Source organism: Bacillus sp. FSL L8-0654, assembly GCF_038629965.1.
Lineage (GTDB): Bacteria > Bacillota > Bacilli > Bacillales > Bacillaceae > Bacillus > Bacillus safensis.
This window is the reverse complement of record NZ_CP152026.1, coordinates 1,089,941-1,110,283: the sequence shown is the minus strand read 5'-3', so window position 1 is coordinate 1,110,283 and position 20,343 is coordinate 1,089,941. Positions and strand designations below refer to the sequence as shown.

Genomic DNA, 20,343 nt, shown 5'->3' with positions numbered 1-20,343 from the left:
AGCTTTTTCTAATTTACTTTTGATTCGTTTTCCATTTCCCAAAGCTTTTCGAAAAAAGGCTGTCCTTTAATCATTTTTTCACAGAAGGCTAAATGATTCTCTGACCACCCATCAATCGTTTCATTGTAAAGCATGTTCCAAATCTCTTCGAAAGACATTCGTTTGATTTGGTTGTACATGCGCGGGTTCCATTCCGTATACCAATACGCAATCTCCGCCCTGTTTTTGAGCCCTTTTAATTGATCGAGCGCCATAAACATCAGCTGTTTCAGCTGTCTTTCTTTTCTCGTTAATCCGCTGATATGCTGCGGCGGCAGTGATAGAATGTGATACTCTTTCGTCGATTCAAGGCTGTCCTTAGAAAATTCATATTCCTCTGCCTTCACATCTTTCACCATTTCATACACCAATTGCTCCTGCCTTGGAATCAAGCGGCTTTTTCTCACAGGTATGGAATACCCTATCGTATCTACAGCAATGATTCGAATTCCGTCGGTGACTACAAAGCAATACTCTAATTTACGGCGTTCATGATTTTTTCGAATATATGATTTCTCAAATACAGACTCTAGCAGCGTCTTCGGCAGCTCTGAAAGATCATTCTCTATGTAATCAAACAAAGGGCTCTGCACCTTAAGTAAAGGCACTTGATCTAACAGTTCAACACTGTCCTCCTTACGCCACTCATGAAAATGACACACATTGTAGCCATTCTCTTCCCCTTCAAACCAATTCACCCATACGTCATGAAGAAATAACATAACCAATCCCTCACTTTATAAAAACTGTTGTCCACAGTATGGGCAAGGGATAGAGAAATTATTCCAACTTTATCAAAACTTCAAGCTGAGAATGATGAGCTTCATGTCTTTCTTTCGTTCAGGAAACGCAGAGCCCCTTTAAACTTTACTTCAGCTTTTTAGGATCAAGCGCATCTCTCAGCCCATCTCCTAAAAAATTAAAGCATAAAACAGTCAGCAAAATGAATAAACCTGGGAAAAGCGGGTACCACCAAGCTTGCACCATAATGGAGAAATTTTGTGCGTCTTGCAGCATGTTGCCCCAGCTTGCCGTTGGCGGCTGAATACCAAAGCCAAGGTAGCTGAGCGTTGATTCAGCTAAAATGACGGAGCCTACTTTTAATGTAGCTGATACAATAATAGGCCCGATACAGTTCGGTAAAATATGCGAAAAGATGATGACATGATTTTTCGTTCCAATGGTTCTCGCCGCGAGGACGAATTCTCTTGTTCGAAGTGATAAGAATTCACTGCGGATGAGTCTGGCCGTTGTTGTCCAGCCTGTCAAAGCAAAGATTAAAATCAATTTATCAATGCCCGGTTTGAAAATGGTGACGAGCGTAATCAATAGAAAAATGTCTGGAATCGACAACACGACATCTACAAACCTCATTAACAAGGAATCAACAAACCCTTTGAAATACCCCGCAACCGCACCAACGACAGTACCAATGGTGATTGCACCGAGCACTGAGACAAAACCGACCAATAAAGAGACCCGCGCGCCATATAGCACCCTTGAGAAAATATCGCGGCCAAACTTGTCAGTGCCCATAAAATGCTCGGCACTTGGCGGCTGGAGCCGCTTCAATAAATCTTGCTGTTCTGGTGTATATGGAGCGATCACTGGAGCGAAAATGGCTGAAAAGATAATGACCAATAAGATCACAGAGCCGGCAACCGCCAATTTATTTTTGAAAAATTTCTCGCAAAATAAACGCAGCATCGTCTCAGGCTTTGGTTGAAGGCCCTCCTTTAATTTGATATCAACAGGAGGTGTTCCCATATTAGGCTGTGCCAATTGTGCTTCAGCTCCCTTCTAATATTCAATACGCGGATCAACGATCGCATATAAAATATCCGCTATTAAATTTCCAACCACCACAAGCACTGCGGAAATAACGGTCATCGCCATAATGACCGGATAATCTCTCGAAAAGGCAGAATCAATGAACAGCTTTCCAAGTCCAGGCCATGTGAAGATTTGTTCCACCACGACTGCGCCGCCAATAAAAGATGGTATCATTAATCCGAAAATCGTTATGACAGGCATAAGACCGTTTCTTAAACCATGCTTAAAAATGACTTTGTTTTCTCTAAAGCCTTTCGCTCTTGCTGTGCGGATGTAATCCTGCCTCATGACATCAAGCATACTCGACCTTGTGTACCGGGTCAGCCCCGCCATATCAGCAGTTGCTAAAACAAAGGCAGGTAAAATGATGTGATGGAGCCGGTCTAACACATTAAAATCGGCATTCAAGGTAGAAACTCCGCCAGTTGGAAACCAACCTAGGTTCACGGATAAAACCATAATGAGGATGAGACCAAACCAAAAGTTTGGAATAGCCAGTCCGATAAAAGATGTAACCGTAATGCCATAGTCAAGCTTTGTATATGGACGTTTTGCTGAAAGAACACCAAATGGGATGGCGATCAGCAGGGCAACTAATGTAGAAAAGATCATGAGGATGAGGGTATTTGGCAGCCGGGCAAAAATCAAATCAGCCACGGGTGTTCCCTTTTTGACAATGGATGTGCCAAAGTCACCTTGTAGCATATTGCCAAGCCATTTCATATATTGCACATATTCAGGATCGTTCAAGCCGTACTTATCAATAAAGGCTTCCCGGTCTGCCGCACTAATAGTAGGATCCATCATGAGTGACATCGGATCGCCTGGTGCTGCTTTCATAATGGCAAAGGACAAAATGGTAATCCCCAATAAGATGGGAATCGAGAGCAATGTCCTTCTAATGATATATGTAACCATATGCACAACTCCTTTTTCATCGGATCGCCATTCTGTGAAAAAAAGGCCAAAATGATGTTATTTTAGCCTTTTGTCTGCTTTTCAGCGTGATCTGAAAACCCTTGAATCCTGTGCCGAAGTGATCTTTTTAGCACCCGCGCAGAGAACTGACACCGAATGCAAGGGATTGTTCTCACGGTGAAAGGGGAGAATCCCCCCCTTCTTCACTATCAGTCTACTGTTCAAGCCACCATTTTTCGATTTTGTAATACTCATCTTTCGGGTGGTAAGAGTAGCCTTGGAGATTAGATGGCATAGCGCGATGTGAATTGGCATAGTAAAGGAACGTATACGGCTGATCCTCTGCGATCAGTTTATAAATTTTTTCATATGCCTTTGAATAATCTTTTCGATCGCTTAAGTTTTTAGCATCGACTAACAGCTTATCGACCTCTTTATTTTTATACCAGATGTTATTTAAGCCTTTTTCAGACTGGCTTGAGTGGAATATGCTGAATTGATCAGGGAATGTCGCAAGGCTCCAGCCGAGCAGCAGCGCATCATAATCCCACTTAGGCGGTGTCGTCTGCTCAATGAGTGCACTGAATTCCACAATTTGCGGCTTCGCTTCCACACCGATTTCTTTGAGCTGCTGCTGGACAACGACAGCGATATCTTCACGAACTTTATTTCCTTGGTTGGTCTTTATGACAAAGGAGAATTTCTTGCCATCCTTATCAAGATAGCCGTCTCCATCTGTATCCTCCCAGCCCTCTTCTTTCAGCATCTTTTTCGCTTTTTCTTGATCAAATTCAAACACTGGCACACTTTCATCCTTTGGATAGTTCCAGGACAGCGGACTTTCTGGAATATTGGCTACTTTGCCGTCTCCATCTAGCACTTGGTCAACAATCGTTTGACGATCAATAGCATGTGTCAGCGCTTGGCGGACCTTTTTACTTTTAAAGAGTTCATTTTTCTGGTTCCAGCCAATGTATGAATAATTGAGTCCTAGATCAGATTCGATTTTAATGTTGCTCACTTTTTCAGCTGTTTGCAGCTCGGAGCCTGGTACAGCAAAGAAATCAATATCTCCTGCTGACAGCTGGGCAATCGCTGCATTCTGATCAGGAATGGTTTTAATTGTGACAGTATCAAGGTAAGGACGTCCATCCCAATAATCGTCAAAGGCTTCTAGTTTGACGTAGTCTCCTTCTTTCCATTCTGCAAATTTAAATGGACCTGAACCGATTGGTTTTTTTCGGTTAAATTCGTTTTCACCGAGATCTTTTATAGGCACATCACCTAAAATATGCTTTGGTAAAATACCGTAGCTTCCTAGTGTGACATTATAAAAATAAGGATCTTTTTTATTGAGCTTGAATTCGATCGAGTAGTCCCCTGTCTTTTTAACAGACTCTAAAACTTCAAAGCCTGATCCGCGCTCCCCGTTGTAGTCCTTATTGATTGGAATGCTGTATGTAAACACAACATCATCAGCAGTCAGTTCTTCACCATCATGAAACTTCACACCTTTTTTAATGGTGACATCAAACTGCTTGCCGTCATCAGATTCTTTAATATCCTCTGCCAGCGATAGCTGAGGGTTGAGCTTTCCGTCTGTTTGAAGTAAGAAGCTGTAGATTCTTTCCTCAATATCAGAGCTTGCCACATCTGTAGAATACAGCGAGTTAAATAATGTTGGCTCTGCAATTGAACCGATGACAAGATCGCCGCCTTGTACCGGTTTACCTGTGGATTTCTTTCCACTGTCTCCAGACGTTTTATTTCCACCAGAACAAGCAGCAAGGATTAATGTAAAAATCAGCAGTAAACTGACCAAAATGGACTTTCTATTTCTACCTTTCATAGACAATTCCCCCTATTCTTTTTTAAAAATAATGACCGAATCCTGTTTCATCCCCCCTCTCAAAGATGAGATCATACAAGCTTGATCAAGCGTTGTAGAGGTGGCAGGCAACAAAGTGGTTCGTTTTTAATTCCTGAAATGCTGGTACTTTTTCTTTACAGATTTCTTTCGCGTGCGGGCATCTTGTGTGAAATACGCAGCCTTTTGGCGGATTTGCAGGACTCGGCAGATCGCCTTGGAGCATAATGCGTTCTCTTTTCGTCTGCCCTTTTTTACGGGTGACAGGAACGGAAGAAAGCAGAGCCTGTGTATACGGATGGAGCGGGTCATCGTACAGACTATGCTTATCGGCAAGCTCCATCATTTTGCCGAGATACATGACGCCGACTCTATCGCTAATATGCCTGACCACACTTAAATCGTGAGAGATAAATAGATAGGTAAGGTCAAATTCCTCCTGAAGCTCCTCCATCAGATTAATAACCTGCGCCTGAATGGATACATCAAGTGCTGATACAGGCTCATCTGCGATGATCATGTCGGGATTCATGGCAAGCGCACGAGCGATGCCGATCCGCTGCCTCTGCCCGCCTGAAAATTCATGGGGATAGCGGTTCGCAAAGCTTGGATGAAGACCTACCTTTGATAAAAGCTGTTCTACTTTTTCATTTCTTTCTTTTAAGGAATATAAGTGATGTGTTTTGTAGGGTTCTTTGATGATGCTTTGAAGTGTTTTTCTAGGGTTGAGTGATGCAAAGGGATCTTGAAAAACCATTTGGATGTTTTTTCGTGTAGATTGTCTTAGCTTTGATTCTGATACGCGCGTGATGTCTTGCCCTTTAAAAAAAATTTGACCGTCTGTTGGTTCGTATAGGCGGATCATTGTCCGGCCTAGTGTGGATTTCCCGCATCCTGACTCCCCGACAATACCTAACGTTTCACCTTTATAAATCTTCAAGTCTATGCCGTCAACAGCTTTCACTGCACCGACTTTCTTTTGAAAGACGCCCGCTTTAATCGGAAAATGCTTTCGAATCTGTTTCAGTTCAAGGATCGTTTCTTTCTCTGGTAATTCCGTTATTTGTGTTTGATTTTGAACAAGGGTCATGTGTGGTCTGCCTCCTCATATAAGAAACATCTGACGCTTCTGCCATTTTCAAATGTTCTCAGCTTAGGCAGTTCTCCCAGGCAGCGTTCCTTCACTTGCGGACATCTAGGAGCAAAGCGGCAGCCGGCTGGAAGCTGATCTGGCGCAGGAACATTCCCTTTGATGGCTGTTAACGGCTGTATGTCTCCGTCAATGACAGGAATCGATTCAAGCAGCCCTTCTGTGTAAGGATGAAGCGGCTGTTCAAACAACTCTTCAACAGTCCCATTTTCAACAACCTGTCCGCAGTACATGACAATCACTCGATCTGCTACTTCAGACACGACACCTAAATCATGTGTGATAAGAAGAATAGATGTACCAAAGGTAGAGCATAAATCTTTCATTAATGTGAGTACCTGTGCTTGAATGGTCACATCCAGGGCAGTTGTCGGTTCATCTGCAATGAGGAGCTTCGGGTCACAGCTTAACGCTATGGCAATCATCACTCTTTGCCGCATGCCGCCTGATAAACGATGCGGATAATCTTTCATGATTTGCTCCGGGCGGGAAAAACCAACAAGCTTCAGCAGATCAACCGCTTTTTTGACCGCTTCTTTTTTTGAAAGTTTTTTGTGATAGATGAGGATTTCTGTTATTTGTTCTCCGATGGTTAAGACGGGATTAAGTGAGGTCATGGGTTCCTGAAAGATCATAGATACATCATTACCGCGGATGCTGCATAATTCCTTTTCACTATATGTAACAAGGTCCTTTCCATCAAGTTTGATGGAACCGTCCATAATTTTCCCACCCGTTCCATGAATCAGACCCATAATGGATAAGGACGTAATACTTTTGCCAGAACCAGACTCACCGACTAATGCGACAGTTTCTCCTCTGTTGATGCTGAAATCAACGCCATCCACAGCAGGTATCGGTTCCTTTTTTCGAAAAAAATATGTTTTTAAGTTTTGCACTTCAAGCAGCGTGCTCATTCATTCGCCCCTTTCTCCATAGATCAATAGAATTTAACCTGAATATTCCGTCTTTTTAAAATAAAAAGAATTATTTGTATATTATTACATCGCTATGACGAAATCAAGAAGTATTTAGTAAATTTGTAATACGTCTCTTTTTATGTGAATTATTCACTTTGTGATTCTATCGCCTTTAAAAAGGTTTCTGCTGGCTCTGCAATCATAGACTCCTCGCTGATTCGGTGCTCATTGAAATATTTTTTCACAATATAAAACCCGGTAGCATAACCAAGCATTTTAGGGTAGTTCCCTTTTCCATAAAGAAGATTCTGTATCAGCCTTTCGTCGTCCTGGACTCTTTGATCAAGATGACTGGATACCCATTTCTTGTACATACGCTGAAGCTGTTCTTCGCTATAGAAGGTGGTCCATTTCGCTGTATAGTTTTCTCCATATCTATGATACACAGCATATTCAGCGAGCCCCTCCATCATGATTGTATCGAGGAATGTAAAGTCTTTTTCTTCTTTTGAGAGAAAATGCAGCCTGCATACATGGTGATATTCGTGAGTCAGCAATGTACCGATTCGCTCCTTCGGGGTATTTGGAGACAAAAAAAGAAAGATCTTGTCATCAAATGCCATGCCGGATTGATAATAAAATTGCTCTCTGATTTCTCTGCTGCTCTCGTTGACAGGTAAAATAAACACGGGAATGTCAGGACCTTTCCACTGCTTTTGAAGCGTTTGATATTCTTTCATGACAAGCTTGAAATACCCTTTTTCCTTGAGCTTGTCGATCATGTTTTTGCACGAGCTCCAAGACCGAACCATCCCGTGATGCTGCAGGTGAGCGAGGATAGACGACCATTCTTTTTCCTCGACCCCTTTAAAATAAGGAACAAAGCGCGCTGCAAGCTCCTGAAATGATGATGATTGATGAATGAGATATTGTGTATTGATCAGACCCATACCGCTGAACACCTCCATTTTCATCATATGCAAAAAAGCGGCGATCTGTTTATCGACCGCCGCTTTCTCAGAAAGTATTACGCTTCGTATTTTTTGAAAATAATTGTCGCATTATGCCCGCCAAAACCAAGTGAGTTACTTAAAGCCACTTGTACTTCTTTTGAACGTGCTTCATTTGCTACATAATCAAGATCACATTCTTCATCCGGTGTTTCAAGGTTAATGGTTGGAGGAAGGATGCTGTCTTTAATCGCAAGAACAGAGAAAATGGCTTCTACTCCGCCTGCTGCGCCAAGTAAGTGACCTGTCATTGATTTTGTCGAACTGATCGCAAGCTGGTTCGCATGCTCTCCGAACACTTCTTTAATCGCTATTGTTTCAAATTTATCATTGTAAGGTGTGCTTGTACCGTGGGCATTGATATAATCAATATCTTCCACAGACAACCCTGCATCTCGAATCGCTTCTTTCATTGCACGGACGCCGCCTTCTCCATTTGGAGCTGGTGCTGTAATATGGTAAGCATCTCCAGTTGAACCATAACCAACGATTTCTGCATAAATGGTCGCACCACGTTTTAAGGCATGCTCAAGTTCTTCAAGAACAATAATCCCTGCACCCTCACCCATGACAAATCCGTCACGGTTTTTGTCGAACGGACGGCTTGCTGTCTTTGGATCAGGATTTGTCGAAAGGGCTTTGTTCGCACAGAAACCTGCAAACGACATTTTTGTTAATGGCGCTTCTGTTCCGCCTGTGATCATTGCATCTGCATCTCCGCGCTGAATAACTTTAAATGCATCACCAATCGAGTTTGTTCCTGTTGCACATGCTGTCACCGTACAAGAGTTAACCCCTTTTGCGCCAAGTGCAATAGAGATTTGGCCTGTCGCCATATCAGGAATCATCATTGGGACGAAGAATGGACTGACGCGTCTTGCCCCTTTATTTGAATACACTTCGAACTGCTCTTCAAATGTTTCAAGCCCGCCAATACCAGACCCAACCCATACACCAACACGCGGTGCGATTTCATCTGTGATTTCAAGACGTGAATCTTCCAGCGCTTTTTGAGCTGCAACGACTGCATATTGTGTGAAGCGTGCCATTTTTCGCGCTTCTTTTTTCTCCATATAATCTTCAATGTTAAAATCTTTTAGTTCTGCCGCTACTTTTGCGGTATATTCACTTGAATCGACACGTGTAATCGGTCCAACCCCTGATACACCCGCTAAAGCATTTTTCCATGTTGACTCTACATCGTTGCCAAGAGGTGTCAAAGCACCTAATCCTGTAACAACTACTCGTTTCTTATCCATTAATTTGTGCACCCCACTCTTTTATCGGCCCCATCGCATAGCGATTGCGCCCCAAGTTAATCCGCCACCAAAACCAACCATTACAATCACATCGCCGTCATGAATTTTTCCGGCTTCGATTTCTTCACATAGTGAAATTGGAATGGATGCTGCTGATGTGTTTCCGTATTTATGAACCGTCTTCGACATTTTTTCAACTGGAAGCTCTAAGCGTTCGCGTGCTGCTTCCATAATGCGAATATTTGCTTGATGCGGGATCAAGAAATCAACGTCTTCTTTTGATAGTCCAGCTTTTTCAATGACATTTACACTTGACTCTCCCATTTGTCTTACAGCAAATTTAAATACTTCTCGTCCATTCATGATTGTATGATCTTTTTCATCTAAGTACAAGTGCTTCCCGCCGCTTCCATCTGCTCCAAGTTCAAATGATAGAATTCCTTTGCCTTCGCTGACTTCTCCCAGCACAGCAGCTCCAGCTCCATCTCCAAACAAAACAGCAGTATTACGGTCATCCCAGTCTGTAATGCGAGAAAGCTTTTCTACACCGACAACAAGCACGTGTTTGTAAGTTCCTGATTCGATAAATTGTTTTCCAGTAACAAGCCCATACATAAAGCCAGCACACGCAGCGCTAATATCCATTGCACATGCTTTATGTGCACCGAGCTGCTCTTGAATCATGCAAGCAACTGTCGGAAATGCTTGATCTGGCGTGACTGTCGCCACAAGAATCATATCGATATCTTCTGCAGCCACATCTGCGGCAGCTAATGCTTTTTTTGCAGCAGCAAGCGCCATATGAGATGTATTGACATCATCAGATGCAATTCTTCTTTCTTCTATACCTGTTCTAGTACGAATCCACTCGTCAGAAGTTTCAACCATTTTTTCTAAATCATGATTTGTTAATACTTTTTCAGGTATATAGCGGCCAAGGCCAATAATTCCAGCATTCATTGAATAAGACTCCTTTTACTCATACGAGCATGTGATATTGTGATCTTATATTAGTATCTGGTACTAATTTTACCTTATTTTTTTCTTCTTGGCAATACAAACGTCTAACCTTTCCTCTCACTTTTTTCATAGATTAATGATATATACCAATAGTAGAAAGGAACATGTGATATGGCACAAAAAGATATTTTCTCAGCAATGATGTTTGGACAGCCGATTGAGAAGGAGAAAAGCAAGACAGAGGCAAAGGAGGAACGTGCGGAGACATCTTCAAGTGAGGATTCAATTGACTACACGCATGTCATGAATCAAATTGGGAACATTATGAACTCCATTGATGAGCTGAAGCCTGTGTTTAAAGATGTTGGCCCTATGATTAGTGCCTTCAAGAAAAAATTATCATAAAAAAAGCCACTATTCTGTGGCTTTTTCTGATTCTGCATCTGCTTTTCCAAGCTCGTATGCTTCCTGCATGACAGATGTAAATAGTGTTAGAAGCGGCTGAAGTGCTTCAGGGTCAAGCTGAATCCCTGCTTTATCTAACTCTTCCTTCGCCTGCGGAAAATACTTCATGGCAATTTGTAAAAATTCCATCGATTTTTCGTGCTGCATGTCGTCGTCTCCTCACTTTTCATTTGGCAGTTTTCCGGTTTTTTTGTAAGACGCAATATCACTTTCAATGTCTTTCACAAAAGCGTCGTCAATGGTGGAACTAAATTTCCCCATCTCGACCACTCCTTCTTTAAAATCAAAGGAGTACTCATCTTGTTCATTTAGCTTGCCTTCATTAAACTTCTTTGCAATGATACTGTACGCTTTATCAACATGCTGTACAGTGCTCGTTAAAACTGTATGGCTGCCGAGGTTGGATTGATCGGTGACGTATCCGATCGCTGATAAATTATCGGCTTTGATTTGTTCAATGACAGGGATATTATAACCATCACCTGCTGGATACACAACATCAACGCCCTGCTTTTTTAATTTTTGATAGAGCTCCACCGCTTTGTCAGCATCATCCCAGTTTTCGACAAACTCTGCTAATACTTGTACATGTTCATCTTGATATTTTGCTCCTTTGATAAAGCCGTCTACTTCACTTTGCCAATCATATGTAGCAAGAATACCAATCTTTTTTGTTTTTGACATATGTGCAGCTGTCATGCCTCCGAAAAAGCCCATCGCTTCACCTTTAAACGTCACGTTTGTGACATTGCCCGCCTGAGGCTTGTTTCCATTGACCGTAATAAATTGTATGTTTGGATAATCTTCACTGATCAAGTTAAAAATTTCACTGTATTCATTGCCATGGCCAATAATCAAATTGACTCCTTTTTTATGGAATTCTTCAATGGCATCAACGATTTTCTCCTTGTCGACCATTCCTTCCTTATAATAAACATCTACACCAAATGTTGATTGGATACTTAATAAGCCTTTATAACCTTTCGTTCCCCAAACTTGATCATTGATCGTATCGGGGACGAGTAAACCCACCTTCTCAATTTTTCCTTTTAAAGGCGCCTGCGAGCAGGCAGATAATAGAAGAAGGAACGAAAAGATCATGACAAGCCGCTGGTACTTCATGCCATGTTCAACTCCCTTTTGCAACATGCAGTGATGAACCTGTATGTTAAATATAGGTTTATTTTATACTGAAAAAAGATAAGATGGAAGATCATTCTTGCTTTTTGTCGAAAAATGTTGAGTTTTGTCTTTTCCATTCTGCAATCATGTCTTCTGCTTGTTTGTCATCTGTTTGGCTTTCTACCTTCAATTCATACGTCATGTCCTGTCTTTGACCTGTGTCCGATGCCCATTGTAACAATTCCTTTGCCACATCTTCTACAAAAAGTGAATCTGCACGCTTTGTTTGATCTTCATTGAGTGTCCATGGTCCGAACATGCGAGGAAGAATAACTGCCGGCACATTCTGTTTCGCGGATTCGTTTTCAGGCTTTTCATAAAGAATCTGGTACATGCCATGCTCTGCTTTGATGTCTTTCTGCCTGTTATGCGGTTCCTCTGATTGAATAAAAATGAGGTCATACGTGTCTTTGCTATCCTGAAGGTCAATGACACGAACGAGATCATTTCTGCCCAGCCACATCATCCGCTCTTCTAACAGTGCCTTTTGTTCTTCTTTAAGATCATGAGGACGCGTGATATCCACTTGAATGCCCTCTTTCATCATATATTCACAAAGTGTCAGGCCAAAAAACTCATCTGCCCCTATGATCAGTCCTGTTTCCATGTTCACGTCCCCTTTTTTAATATCGAATAAAAAGAAGAGCCCTTTCTATGAAGGGCTGTTATCATCCTATTCATCACAATTCTCTTTCATGCGATTTATAAAACTTGTGAATGGATTGAAAGATTCTTCTCGGATGATCAAACATATGCAGCGTGAGATCGACCTGACAATGTTCTGGATTTTTCATATGCTGATCAATAAAAGGCTTTGCGTGAAGTTCATATGCATAAGGTGCGCCGTTTAGCCTTTGCCATATATGAATCGGTACATGAGCAGAATGAACAGGACAAGAAGGCAGTGGATACGTTTCAGCTTCCTTTTCAGAACAGCCATAGCTCTCTGCTAACTCTTTGAGCAGCTGCTTATAAAAGAATTTGTGTTCCTTTTCTCTTTCTCGTTGTGCATCCAGATTCAGACATGGATTCACCATCGCAATGGACCTTAGTACTTCAGGCATCTCCTCAGCAAGGCTCATAGCAACAAGTGCACCCATTCCCTCTGCGAGCACATGAATTTCCCGGTTTAATATTTCTTGTTTTAGTGTGTGATGCACGAGCTGCTTGGCACTAAAAACAGCATCTTCGCATCCCCAGTGATTCCCATGAAGATGACTATTAAACAATGTATATCCTTCATCCTTTAAGGCAGTTAAAAGCTGGTTTCTTCCATAATGCTGAAGCCAGAATGATGTATTTTCCTGCACAAAGTGATTTCGGTCACCGAGGATTAGAATGCCAAAGCCATTTGGTTTTTGAGGAAGGTGAATGATGTTCCACTGGGAACCAAGCTGGAAAAAACGTTCGCTTACACCCATATGGCCAGCCTCCTTTCAGTGATTCTGCTTTCTATGATATGAACAACAACTCTTGTAGGAATAAGGAAATCCCCTAAAGACAGAAGAATTCTTTTTATTTTTATAGCAGAAGGTCTTAAAATGGTCACATAAAGGCGGAAAACAGTCTTTTCCCTTCACTTGCATCTATGGTATGATAATCAATAGATTGTTACATAAAGGACGGTGGGATTATGCATTATATTATCACCCTCATTTGGACTTTTCTGCTGACACATATGGCTGGTTACATCGTTGCCTCTATGAATGGAGCTGCTTATGATTTTACGCTCACTTCCATTCTTGCAGTTGTGTTTACGGTTATTTTATTCATCTTTGCTGAAGTAAGTCCAATGAAAGAAACGGAAAGTTCAACAAAACATTCTTAATATGACTTGTGAAAAAGAGCTAAATTGATGTTTAGCTCTTTTTTCTTTCTTTTCAGAGTGATTGCGGCACGCTAAAACCCCCTGCCTTAAACATACAGGGGGTTTTTATTGTTTATACCTCGACGGTTTCGGACTTCTGTTTGTCTTGAGTCAAATGGCTTTTCGCAAGCCCTGTAAACAGGAAGATCGCGATACCTGATAAAATTTCAAGGATTCCTCCGCCAGCAATGACAGGTCCCGCTCCAAATCTTTCTGCCAGGACGCCTGATACGACAGCTGCAAGCGGGAGAAAGACATTTGATGAGGCATTGATCACAGCATATACTTGCGGCTGATCCTCTTGGTCAACAGATGTTTGAATAATGACCATTTCCGGCACATTGATCGCACTGACAGCAGCTCCGAAAATAAAGGAAGCAAGCAGAACAACCGGCAGCCATGTACTCATCCCTGTCATAAAGAATGCAGCCCCTTCAATCATGCCAGCGACAATAAAGAACAAACCAAATCTCTTAATTTTCACCTTTGCCAGAGCAAAGCCCATCATAAACGCGCCAACTGCGGCAACACCTCTTAAAATGGAATACACCATGGAGTCGCTTTGCAGCGCTTCTGCTACGTATACCGCTGACAGTGCCTGCCACGGAGCTGCTGCGACATTCATTAAGATACAATACAGCGTGAGCGCAAATAAAATGTGATGGTTTTTGACAACGAGAAACCCTCTTTTTAAGTTATACAAATATGTATTCTTCGCTTGTTTAATGCCCGCTGCTTTTTCTTCATCGGTTTTCTTTAGTTTGACCCCGATAATAAACAGACCAGAAATCACAAATAAAGCAGTAGTGATCAGCAGAGTATCTGCAGGTCCAATTAATTTAACCAAAAGACCAGCTACCATGACTGCTGCAAGTGCAACAATCTCAAAAGAAGATTGCAGGATTGCATTTGCTTTTTGAATGAGATGCTTTGGAACAATCTGCGGTAAGATCGCCACCGAAGCTGGATTATATGCTGCACCTGTTGCCGATTGAATAACCATTAATGAAATCAATAACCATAGAGGCAATAGATGCGAAAAGTGCAGAAGTGGAATAATGAGTACAATTGTTGCTCGAACAACATCTGAAGCGAACATCCATTTAGACAAATGGTGCTTTTTCATAAGAGGTCCTAAAATTGGGGCTAACAAAGATGAAGGGAGAACCGTTACTGCTAGAAGAAGTCCTGTACCGAGCGCTCCATCCCCTCTTAAAATCAATAGCCAAAGGACGGATGTAAAAGCAAAACTTTCCCCTGTGTTTTTAATGAGTCTTGATATGAATAATGAGGTGAAGCGTTTATTCCAAACACTTTCACTGAGATTCATCTTTTCCATCACACAAATCCTTTCAACAATATATTACATATTTTACCTTAAGTTCTCTTTTTTTCATACTATTTATTTGAAAATTTGAACTTAATTGTTTTTTATTATAAAGAAAAAAGAGGCATGACACATGCCTCTAAAGTCTTATTCCTGCTGACTCTTAGTCAATTGCTTACGGCTTTCTTTGGTAGGTCCAAACACGATTATGGTTCGAGTTATCAGGAAAGACGTCGCCTGCTTTAAGCTTAATCTTTAAAGGATCTTTCACCATACTGCCAGTTTCACCGATCTCGATATACACACCATTATTCGGTGCTTTATTCCCTGATTTAAACTGATGCTGCTGACCCATTTTCATCCTCCTTTCTCGATTGATGTTATTATGTCCCGTCCCTTGCCTCTCCAATCCTTTATGCAAAAAGTCCCTGCTCATACGAGTCAGGGACACTTGGATTTATTTGGATAGTTGATACATAAGTTCTTTCATTAACGCTTTTTGCACATGCAGGCGGTTTTCTGCCTGTTGAAATACTTTTGAGTGCGGCCCGTCAATAATATCTGCCGTCACTTCTTCCCCGCGATGTGCCGGGAGACAATGAAGGAAAATATAATCCTTTGCTGCATGACTCATCAGTTCGTTATTGACTTGATATTCTTTAAATTCAGCAAGACGTTTCTCTGTTTCTGCTTCCTGCCCCATGCTTGTAAACACATCTGAATAAATAACATCTGCATCTTTTACAGCTGCAACAGGATCTGTTGTCACGGTCACTTCTGCCCCTGATTGTTTTGCAAACTCACGGGCAGTGTCTGTGACTTCTTGAAGTGGTTCATAGCCTTTTGGTGATGCAACCGCAATGTCACAGCCTAGCTGCGCACAGCCGACCATCAAGGAGTGTGCCACGTTATTTCCGTCACCGATATAGGCCACTTTGATTCCTTTTAAAGTACCTTTTGTTTCTTTAATGGTTAATAAATCAGCAAGCGCCTGACATGGATGTGAGTAGTCGGTTAATCCATTAATGACTGGAATAGACGCGTATTGTGCAAGCTCTTCAACCTTCTCATGTTCAAAGGTTCGAATCATAATACCGTCGACATAACCAGACAGCACCTGCGCTGTATCACTGATGGTTTCTCCTCTGCCAATTTGCAAATCATTTGAGCTGAGGAAGAGCGCATGTCCTCCTAGCTGCGTCATCCCCGCTTCAAACGAGACACGGGTTCTAGTTGAAGATTTTTCAAAGATCATCGCTAACGTTTTTCCTTTGAATAAATCTTGATATGGGTTTTGTTTCATTTCTTCCGCTTTTTCAATTAAATATGCAATCTCATGGATTGAGAAATCTTTTAATGATAAAAAGTCTTTTCCGTATAATGCAGGTTGCACGTCGACTTGACTCATGCCGTCACTTCCTTTTTATATAATTCATGGAGCGATACTGGTGATACATCTCCATTTTTTCCTTGCAGGAATGCTTGAACTGTTTCATATTCGGTTAGGACTTGAACGCCGTGTGTGAGTGCTTTTACACGCTGCTCTTTTGCCTCTTCATCTTCTCCTAAATGAATATGAAGGGATTTATTTTCATTCTGCAGCCAAGATTCAAAGCTGCCAGTCCAGACGTCAAAGCCTGCATGCTTCGCTTCATCTATCAATTGCTCGCTGCCTTGTATAAAAAGGCTTCCTTTTTGCTTCCAGATCGGCGCAAATACTTTTTTCAAGGCGCTTTCGGCGTTCTTGCCTACACACATTCCTTCTCCTGTCGCTTTCATTTCAGGTGTCAGCTTGAGGTCGATATCTTGAATGGCATGTGATGAGAACACTGGGAATTTGACCGCTGTCCCCCCTTTGTTTTTCGTTGCAGGGTTTAGTTCTTCAAGCGACGCACCAGCTAATAATTGAGTGGCCATTGTGATCATATCAATGCCCATTACCTTACTGACGACCGGTACAGTCCGGCTTGCCCTCGGATTCACTTCTAATACAAGCGCCTGATCCCCTTTGATGACAAATTGGATATTCATAATGCCCTTGAACGCTAATTTCTTCGCTATTTGTTCAGACGCGGTATGCACCTGCTGTTTGATGTCTTCACTGATTGAGATACTTGGTAAAATGGCAAAGCTGTCACCTGAGTGCACGCCCGCTTTCTCAATATGTTCTACGATGGTTGGAATGAACGCCTTTTTTCCGTCAGAAATAAGATCGACTTCAATTTCTTTTCCAGTGACGTACTCATCAATTAAGATTGGGTATGGCAAATGATCTGGCTGATCAAGCAGTGACGCCAAATGTGCTTCTGACTGAACAACGATCATTCCCATTCCGCCAATGACATACGATGGGCGAATTAATACAGGGTAACCGATGCTTTTCGCATGTACGAGTGCTTCTTCTTTTGAATGAGCCGTATCTCCTTTTGCGTGAGGAAGATTCAGTTCATCAAGAAGCTGATAGAATAAATCACGGTCTTCAAGTGCATCCAGCGTATCAAAGGACGTACCTAACAACGTGACACCGGCTTTTTCCAAGCCTTCTGCGACATTGATTGCAGTCTGTCCGCCAAATTGGACAATGACGAAATCAATTTGTTCTGCTTCCACAACATTTAAAATGTGCTCTAATGTAATCGGCTCAAAATATAAACGATCTGCAATCTCATAATCAGTACTGACTGTTTCTGGATTGTTGTTCATCATGATGGTTTCAAATCCAAGCTTTTGCAAGGTCAGAACGCCATGAACAGCGCTATAATCAAACTCGACCCCCTGCCCGATTCGAATCGGACCAGAGCCAATGATGAGTGCACGTTGCTTTGTTTTTTCTTGATGTTCACCATCGCTTTTGCCGAAGTACGTGGAATAGAAGTAATTCGTTTTAGCATCAAATTCCGCCGCACATGTGTCAACAATTTTAAATGAAGCAGCAATGCCGTATTCTTGACGAAGCTGCCTGATTGACTCTTCCGTGTGACCCGTAAGTAGAGCAATCGTTTCATCAAGGAAACCCTTTTCCTTTATCTTTTTCAAGGTATCTTTTGATAGCGTCCCCTTATGATCTTTCAATTCTTGTTCGAGCGTAATCATATTCTGGAACACATGTAAGAAGAATCGATCGATTTTCGTCGTTTGATGAATTGTTTCAACCGTTTCTTCTCTTGAAAGAAGTTCCATAACAGCGAAAAACCGGCGATCGTCTGGTGTTTTGATGAGTTCAAATAATTGTTCTGTCGATTGCTCTTTCAGTTCTGGCAGGTGGAAGCCCTTCGTTTTAATTTCAAGTGATGCAACTGCTTTTTGAATGGCTGACTCTAAATTCCGATCAATCGCCATGACTTCACCAGTCGCCTTCATTTTTGTGCCTAATTGACGGTCTGCCTGTTTAAATTTATCAAACGGCCAGCGCGGGAATTTCACGACAACATAATCTAGTGCCGGCTCAAAACTAGCATAGGTTGTACCTGTGAGCGGGTTTTTCAATTCGTCTAGCGTATAACCCACCGCAAGCTTAGCTGCCATTTTCGCAATCGGATAGCCTGTTGCTTTTGATGCAAGAGCAGAAGAACGGCTGACCCGAGGATTCACCTCAATGACAAAGTATTCTTTACTGAGTGGATCAAGGGCAAATTGAATGTTGCAGCCGCCGACTACATCCAGCGCTGAAATGATTTTCAGGCTCGCTGAACGGAGCATTTGATAATCCTGATCCGTTAATGTTTGGGAAGGTGCAACGACAATCGAGTCTCCTGTATGCACACCAACTGGATCGATATTTTCCATGTTGCATACCGTGATACACGTATTTTGACGGTCTCTCATGACCTCATATTCGACTTCTTTAAAGCCAGCTATGCTTTTTTCAACTAAACACTGGTGAATCGGACTCGCTAAAAGAGCTCCTTCAATGAGCGGCTTAAACGCCTCCTCTGTTAGAGCGATTCCGCCGCCTTTACCGCCAAGTGTGTATGCTGGTCTTAGGATGACTGGGAAGCCGACTTCTTTTGCAAATTGAAGAGCATCTTCCGCATTATCCACAATTTCACTATCTGGCACAGGTTCGTTCAAATGCTTCATGAGAGCACGGAATTTCTCTCGATCTTCACCGTTTTCAATGGTTTCAACTGACGTTCCGAGCAGAGTCACCCCATGCTTTTTCAGCACACCGGCTTTTTCCAGCTCGACAGCAAGGTTTAAAGCCGTCTGTCCGCCAAGGTTGGCTAAAAGACCATCTGGTTTTTCCTTTTCAATGATTCTTGTCACTGAATCAACTGAAAGCGGTTCAAAATAGATTTCATCAGCAAATGACTCGTCTGTCATAATGGTTGCTGGGTTATTATTCACTAAGATGACTTTGTAGCCTTCTTCTTTTAAGGCCATACATCCTTGTGTTCCTGAGTAATCAAATTCTGCTGCCTGACCAATGATGATTGGACCAGACCCGATGACTAGAATGGTTTGTATGCTTTGATCTTTAGGCATGTGCGACTTCTCTCCTTGCTTGTTTCACTTTCTCAATAAAATCATCGAATACCCATTCACTTTCAGCAGGCCCTGGGTGTGCTTCTGGATGAAATTGAACTGACATAATCAGCTTTTCTTTATGAATGAATCCTTCTACAGATCCATCATTGACATGAAGGAATTTCACATCCACTTCTTTGTCATTCATGCTTTTTTCATTCACAACATAGCTATGGTTCTGACTTGTCATAAAGACACGTTTGGATTCTGTATCCTGGACAGGATGATTCGCTCCCCTGTGGCCAAATGGCAGCTTATACGTATCTCCGCCAAGTGCAAGAGCGATTAATTGGTGACCTAGGCAGATCCCAAGTGTCGGAAATGACATCATGATGTCATGAATTGTTTTTAAATACGGTGTCATGGTTTTCGGGTCTCCAGGTCCGTTTGACAAGAGGATCGCATCCGGCTTGATCTCAAATACCTTTTCCATTTGTTTATATGGAATGACGGTTACTTTACAGCCACGCGCTGCAAGCGAATCTGCAATTGATTTTTTAAAGCCAAAATCAATGAGCGCCACATGTTCCTCACCGCAGCCTTGTGTGTAAATCTCACTATCTGTCACCTGTGCGACGACATTGTCTTGTTTCATTGCAGGCGGTGTTTCGTTTTCGTCTACACTGAGCACAGCGTTCATCGTTCCATTTGCCCGGATGTTTTGCACGACTGCGCGCGTATCTGTATGTGTCAGAAGCGGGATATTCCACTTTTGTAAATAATCTTTTAAGCTGACCGCTGCAAGATGATGTGAAAAATGCTCTGCTGCCTCGTACACAACCACCGCTTTTACTTGAGGCTTCTTGCTCTCAAAGTCTTCATGGTTAATGCCGTAATTTCCGATCAGCGGATATGTGAAAACAATGATCTGACCTTTATAGGAAGGATCTGTGAGCACCTCTTGATAACCTGTCATACCTGTAAAAAAGACCACTTCACCTGTGATGCCAGCTTCTCCTGTCAGATCTCCTTCAAAAGAGGCTCCATCTTCTAAATTTAAATAACCTTTCATGCTTATG

General features: G+C 42.1%; 20 protein-coding genes. 2 read left to right on the top strand and 18 right to left on the bottom strand.

Annotated features, from left to right (window positions below):
• Nucleotides 1–8: 8 nt before the first annotated feature.
• From MHH65_RS05515 to MHH65_RS05475, 9 genes are all read right to left on the bottom strand, one after another.
• Nucleotides 9–761, bottom strand: a complete 753-nt coding sequence (locus tag MHH65_RS05515; RefSeq protein WP_024426484.1) for a YjbA family protein — start codon at nt 759–761, stop codon at nt 9–11.
• A 145-nt stretch (nt 762–906) separates the two neighbouring features.
• Complete coding sequence (opp4C, locus tag MHH65_RS05510) at nt 907–1,806, bottom strand: oligopeptide ABC transporter permease (RefSeq protein WP_098676812.1); 900 nt, start codon at nt 1,804–1,806, stop codon at nt 907–909.
• A gap of 33 nt (nt 1,807–1,839) precedes the next feature.
• A complete protein-coding gene (locus MHH65_RS05505) occupies nt 1,840–2,790 on the bottom strand; it encodes an ABC transporter permease (protein WP_024426486.1) in 951 nt (316 codons plus the stop codon).
• A 214-nt stretch (nt 2,791–3,004) separates the two neighbouring features.
• Nucleotides 3,005–4,639: a peptide-binding protein gene (locus tag MHH65_RS05500; RefSeq protein ID WP_046310550.1), complete on the bottom strand. Its 1,635-nt coding sequence runs from the start codon at nt 4,637–4,639 to the stop codon at nt 3,005–3,007.
• 85 nt (nt 4,640–4,724) lie between these two features.
• Complete coding sequence (locus MHH65_RS05495; RefSeq protein ID WP_098676811.1) at nt 4,725–5,747, bottom strand: dipeptide ABC transporter ATP-binding protein; 1,023 nt, start codon at nt 5,745–5,747, stop codon at nt 4,725–4,727.
• The gene (locus MHH65_RS05490) at nt 5,744–6,724 is read right to left on the bottom strand and encodes an ABC transporter ATP-binding protein (RefSeq protein ID WP_034282076.1); all 981 of its coding nucleotides are present in this window, start codon (nt 6,722–6,724) and stop codon (nt 5,744–5,746) included. Before MHH65_RS05490 ends, MHH65_RS05495 begins: the two co-directional genes overlap by 4 nt.
• A gap of 149 nt (nt 6,725–6,873) precedes the next feature.
• Nucleotides 6,874–7,677 (bottom strand): DUF2268 domain-containing protein, encoded by an 804-nt coding sequence (locus MHH65_RS05485; RefSeq protein ID WP_098676810.1) that lies wholly within the window; start codon nt 7,675–7,677, stop codon nt 6,874–6,876.
• 77 nt (nt 7,678–7,754) lie between these two features.
• Nucleotides 7,755–8,996 carry a beta-ketoacyl-ACP synthase II gene (gene fabF / locus MHH65_RS05480; protein WP_098676809.1) on the bottom strand — a complete coding sequence of 414 codons (1,242 nt, stop codon included), beginning with the start codon at nt 8,994–8,996 and terminating at the stop codon, nt 7,755–7,757.
• Between the two features lie 21 nt (nt 8,997–9,017).
• Complete coding sequence (locus MHH65_RS05475) at nt 9,018–9,956, bottom strand: beta-ketoacyl-ACP synthase III (protein ID WP_034282079.1); 939 nt, start codon at nt 9,954–9,956, stop codon at nt 9,018–9,020.
• Nucleotides 9,957–10,127: 171 nt separating this feature from the next.
• Between MHH65_RS05475 and MHH65_RS05470 the strand changes: the two genes are divergently transcribed.
• Nucleotides 10,128–10,361, top strand: a complete 234-nt coding sequence (locus tag MHH65_RS05470; protein WP_098676808.1) for a hypothetical protein — start codon at nt 10,128–10,130, stop codon at nt 10,359–10,361.
• Between the two features lie 9 nt (nt 10,362–10,370).
• Here MHH65_RS05470 and MHH65_RS05465 read toward each other — a convergent pair whose 3' ends face one another.
• The 4 genes from MHH65_RS05465 to MHH65_RS05450 form a co-directional block, all read right to left on the bottom strand.
• Complete coding sequence (locus MHH65_RS05465) at nt 10,371–10,568, bottom strand: ComZ family protein (protein ID WP_034282083.1); 198 nt, start codon at nt 10,566–10,568, stop codon at nt 10,371–10,373.
• 12 nt (nt 10,569–10,580) lie between these two features.
• Nucleotides 10,581–11,543: a BMP family ABC transporter substrate-binding protein gene (locus MHH65_RS05460; protein ID WP_024425055.1), complete on the bottom strand. Its 963-nt coding sequence runs from the start codon at nt 11,541–11,543 to the stop codon at nt 10,581–10,583.
• Nucleotides 11,544–11,634: 91 nt separating this feature from the next.
• Nucleotides 11,635–12,210, bottom strand: coding sequence for a hypothetical protein (locus tag MHH65_RS05455; RefSeq protein ID WP_024426490.1), 576 nt, complete (start codon nt 12,208–12,210; stop codon nt 11,635–11,637).
• Between the two features lie 73 nt (nt 12,211–12,283).
• On the bottom strand, nt 12,284–13,024 hold the full coding sequence (locus tag MHH65_RS05450; protein WP_024425057.1) for a hypothetical protein: 741 nt from the start codon (nt 13,022–13,024) through the stop codon (nt 12,284–12,286).
• A gap of 212 nt (nt 13,025–13,236) precedes the next feature.
• On the opposite strand from MHH65_RS05450, the gene MHH65_RS05445 reads away from it, so the two are divergent.
• Nucleotides 13,237–13,431 carry a YjzD family protein gene (locus tag MHH65_RS05445; protein ID WP_003211779.1) on the top strand — a complete coding sequence of 65 codons (195 nt, stop codon included), beginning with the start codon at nt 13,237–13,239 and terminating at the stop codon, nt 13,429–13,431.
• Nucleotides 13,432–13,543: 112 nt separating this feature from the next.
• Here the strand turns inward: MHH65_RS05445 and MHH65_RS05440 are convergent, their stop codons facing one another.
• The 5 genes from MHH65_RS05440 to MHH65_RS05420 all read right to left on the bottom strand — a co-directional run bounded on the left by MHH65_RS05440 (nt 13,544) and on the right by MHH65_RS05420 (nt 20,336).
• Entirely contained in the window at nt 13,544–14,809 is a 1,266-nt protein-coding gene (locus tag MHH65_RS05440) for an MFS transporter (RefSeq protein WP_041117120.1), read from the bottom strand.
• 163 nt (nt 14,810–14,972) lie between these two features.
• Nucleotides 14,973–15,152, bottom strand: a complete 180-nt coding sequence (locus tag MHH65_RS05435) for a YjzC family protein (RefSeq protein WP_008348517.1) — start codon at nt 15,150–15,152, stop codon at nt 14,973–14,975.
• A gap of 102 nt (nt 15,153–15,254) precedes the next feature.
• Complete coding sequence (argF, locus tag MHH65_RS05430) at nt 15,255–16,205, bottom strand: ornithine carbamoyltransferase (protein WP_046310537.1); 951 nt, start codon at nt 16,203–16,205, stop codon at nt 15,255–15,257.
• On the bottom strand, nt 16,202–19,282 hold the full coding sequence (locus tag MHH65_RS05425) for a carbamoyl phosphate synthase large subunit (protein ID WP_335350982.1): 3,081 nt from the start codon (nt 19,280–19,282) through the stop codon (nt 16,202–16,204). Before MHH65_RS05425 ends, argF begins: the two co-directional genes overlap by 4 nt.
• The gene (locus MHH65_RS05420; RefSeq protein WP_098676806.1) at nt 19,275–20,336 is read right to left on the bottom strand and encodes a carbamoyl phosphate synthase small subunit; all 1,062 of its coding nucleotides are present in this window, start codon (nt 20,334–20,336) and stop codon (nt 19,275–19,277) included. Before MHH65_RS05420 ends, MHH65_RS05425 begins: the two co-directional genes overlap by 8 nt.
• Nucleotides 20,337–20,343 lie beyond the last annotated feature (7 nt).

Bases quoted from the DNA above. Each gene is read 5' to 3' on its own strand.
- MHH65_RS05515 (WP_024426484.1), bottom strand. From the start codon at position 761: ATGTTATTTCTTCATGACGTATGGGTGAATTGGTTTGAAGGGGAAGAG.
- opp4C (WP_098676812.1), bottom strand. From the start codon at position 1,806: ATGGGAACACCTCCTGTTGATATCAAATTAAAGGAGGGCCTTCAACCA.
- MHH65_RS05505 (WP_024426486.1), bottom strand. From the start codon at position 2,790: ATGGTTACATATATCATTAGAAGGACATTGCTCTCGATTCCCATCTTA.
- MHH65_RS05500 (WP_046310550.1), bottom strand. From the start codon at position 4,639: ATGAAAGGTAGAAATAGAAAGTCCATTTTGGTCAGTTTACTGCTGATT.
- MHH65_RS05495 (WP_098676811.1), bottom strand. From the start codon at position 5,747: ATGACCCTTGTTCAAAATCAAACACAAATAACGGAATTACCAGAGAAA.
- MHH65_RS05490 (WP_034282076.1), bottom strand. From the start codon at position 6,724: ATGAGCACGCTGCTTGAAGTGCAAAACTTAAAAACATATTTTTTTCGA.
- MHH65_RS05485 (WP_098676810.1), bottom strand. From the start codon at position 7,677: ATGGGTCTGATCAATACACAATATCTCATTCATCAATCATCATCATTT.
- fabF (WP_098676809.1), bottom strand. From the start codon at position 8,996: ATGGATAAGAAACGAGTAGTTGTTACAGGATTAGGTGCTTTGACACCT.
- MHH65_RS05475 (WP_034282079.1), bottom strand. From the start codon at position 9,956: ATGAATGCTGGAATTATTGGCCTTGGCCGCTATATACCTGAAAAAGTA.
- MHH65_RS05470 (WP_098676808.1), top strand. From the start codon at position 10,128: ATGGCACAAAAAGATATTTTCTCAGCAATGATGTTTGGACAGCCGATT.
- MHH65_RS05465 (WP_034282083.1), bottom strand. From the start codon at position 10,568: ATGCAGCACGAAAAATCGATGGAATTTTTACAAATTGCCATGAAGTAT.
- MHH65_RS05460 (WP_024425055.1), bottom strand. From the start codon at position 11,543: ATGAAGTACCAGCGGCTTGTCATGATCTTTTCGTTCCTTCTTCTATTA.
- MHH65_RS05455 (WP_024426490.1), bottom strand. From the start codon at position 12,210: ATGGAAACAGGACTGATCATAGGGGCAGATGAGTTTTTTGGCCTGACA.
- MHH65_RS05450 (WP_024425057.1), bottom strand. From the start codon at position 13,024: ATGGGTGTAAGCGAACGTTTTTTCCAGCTTGGTTCCCAGTGGAACATC.
- MHH65_RS05445 (WP_003211779.1), top strand. From the start codon at position 13,237: ATGCATTATATTATCACCCTCATTTGGACTTTTCTGCTGACACATATG.
- MHH65_RS05440 (WP_041117120.1), bottom strand. From the start codon at position 14,809: ATGGAAAAGATGAATCTCAGTGAAAGTGTTTGGAATAAACGCTTCACC.
- MHH65_RS05435 (WP_008348517.1), bottom strand. From the start codon at position 15,152: ATGGGTCAGCAGCATCAGTTTAAATCAGGGAATAAAGCACCGAATAAT.
- argF (WP_046310537.1), bottom strand. From the start codon at position 16,205: ATGAGTCAAGTCGACGTGCAACCTGCATTATACGGAAAAGACTTTTTA.
- MHH65_RS05425 (WP_335350982.1), bottom strand. From the start codon at position 19,282: ATGCCTAAAGATCAAAGCATACAAACCATTCTAGTCATCGGGTCTGGT.
- MHH65_RS05420 (WP_098676806.1), bottom strand. From the start codon at position 20,336: ATGAAAGGTTATTTAAATTTAGAAGATGGAGCCTCTTTTGAAGGAGAT.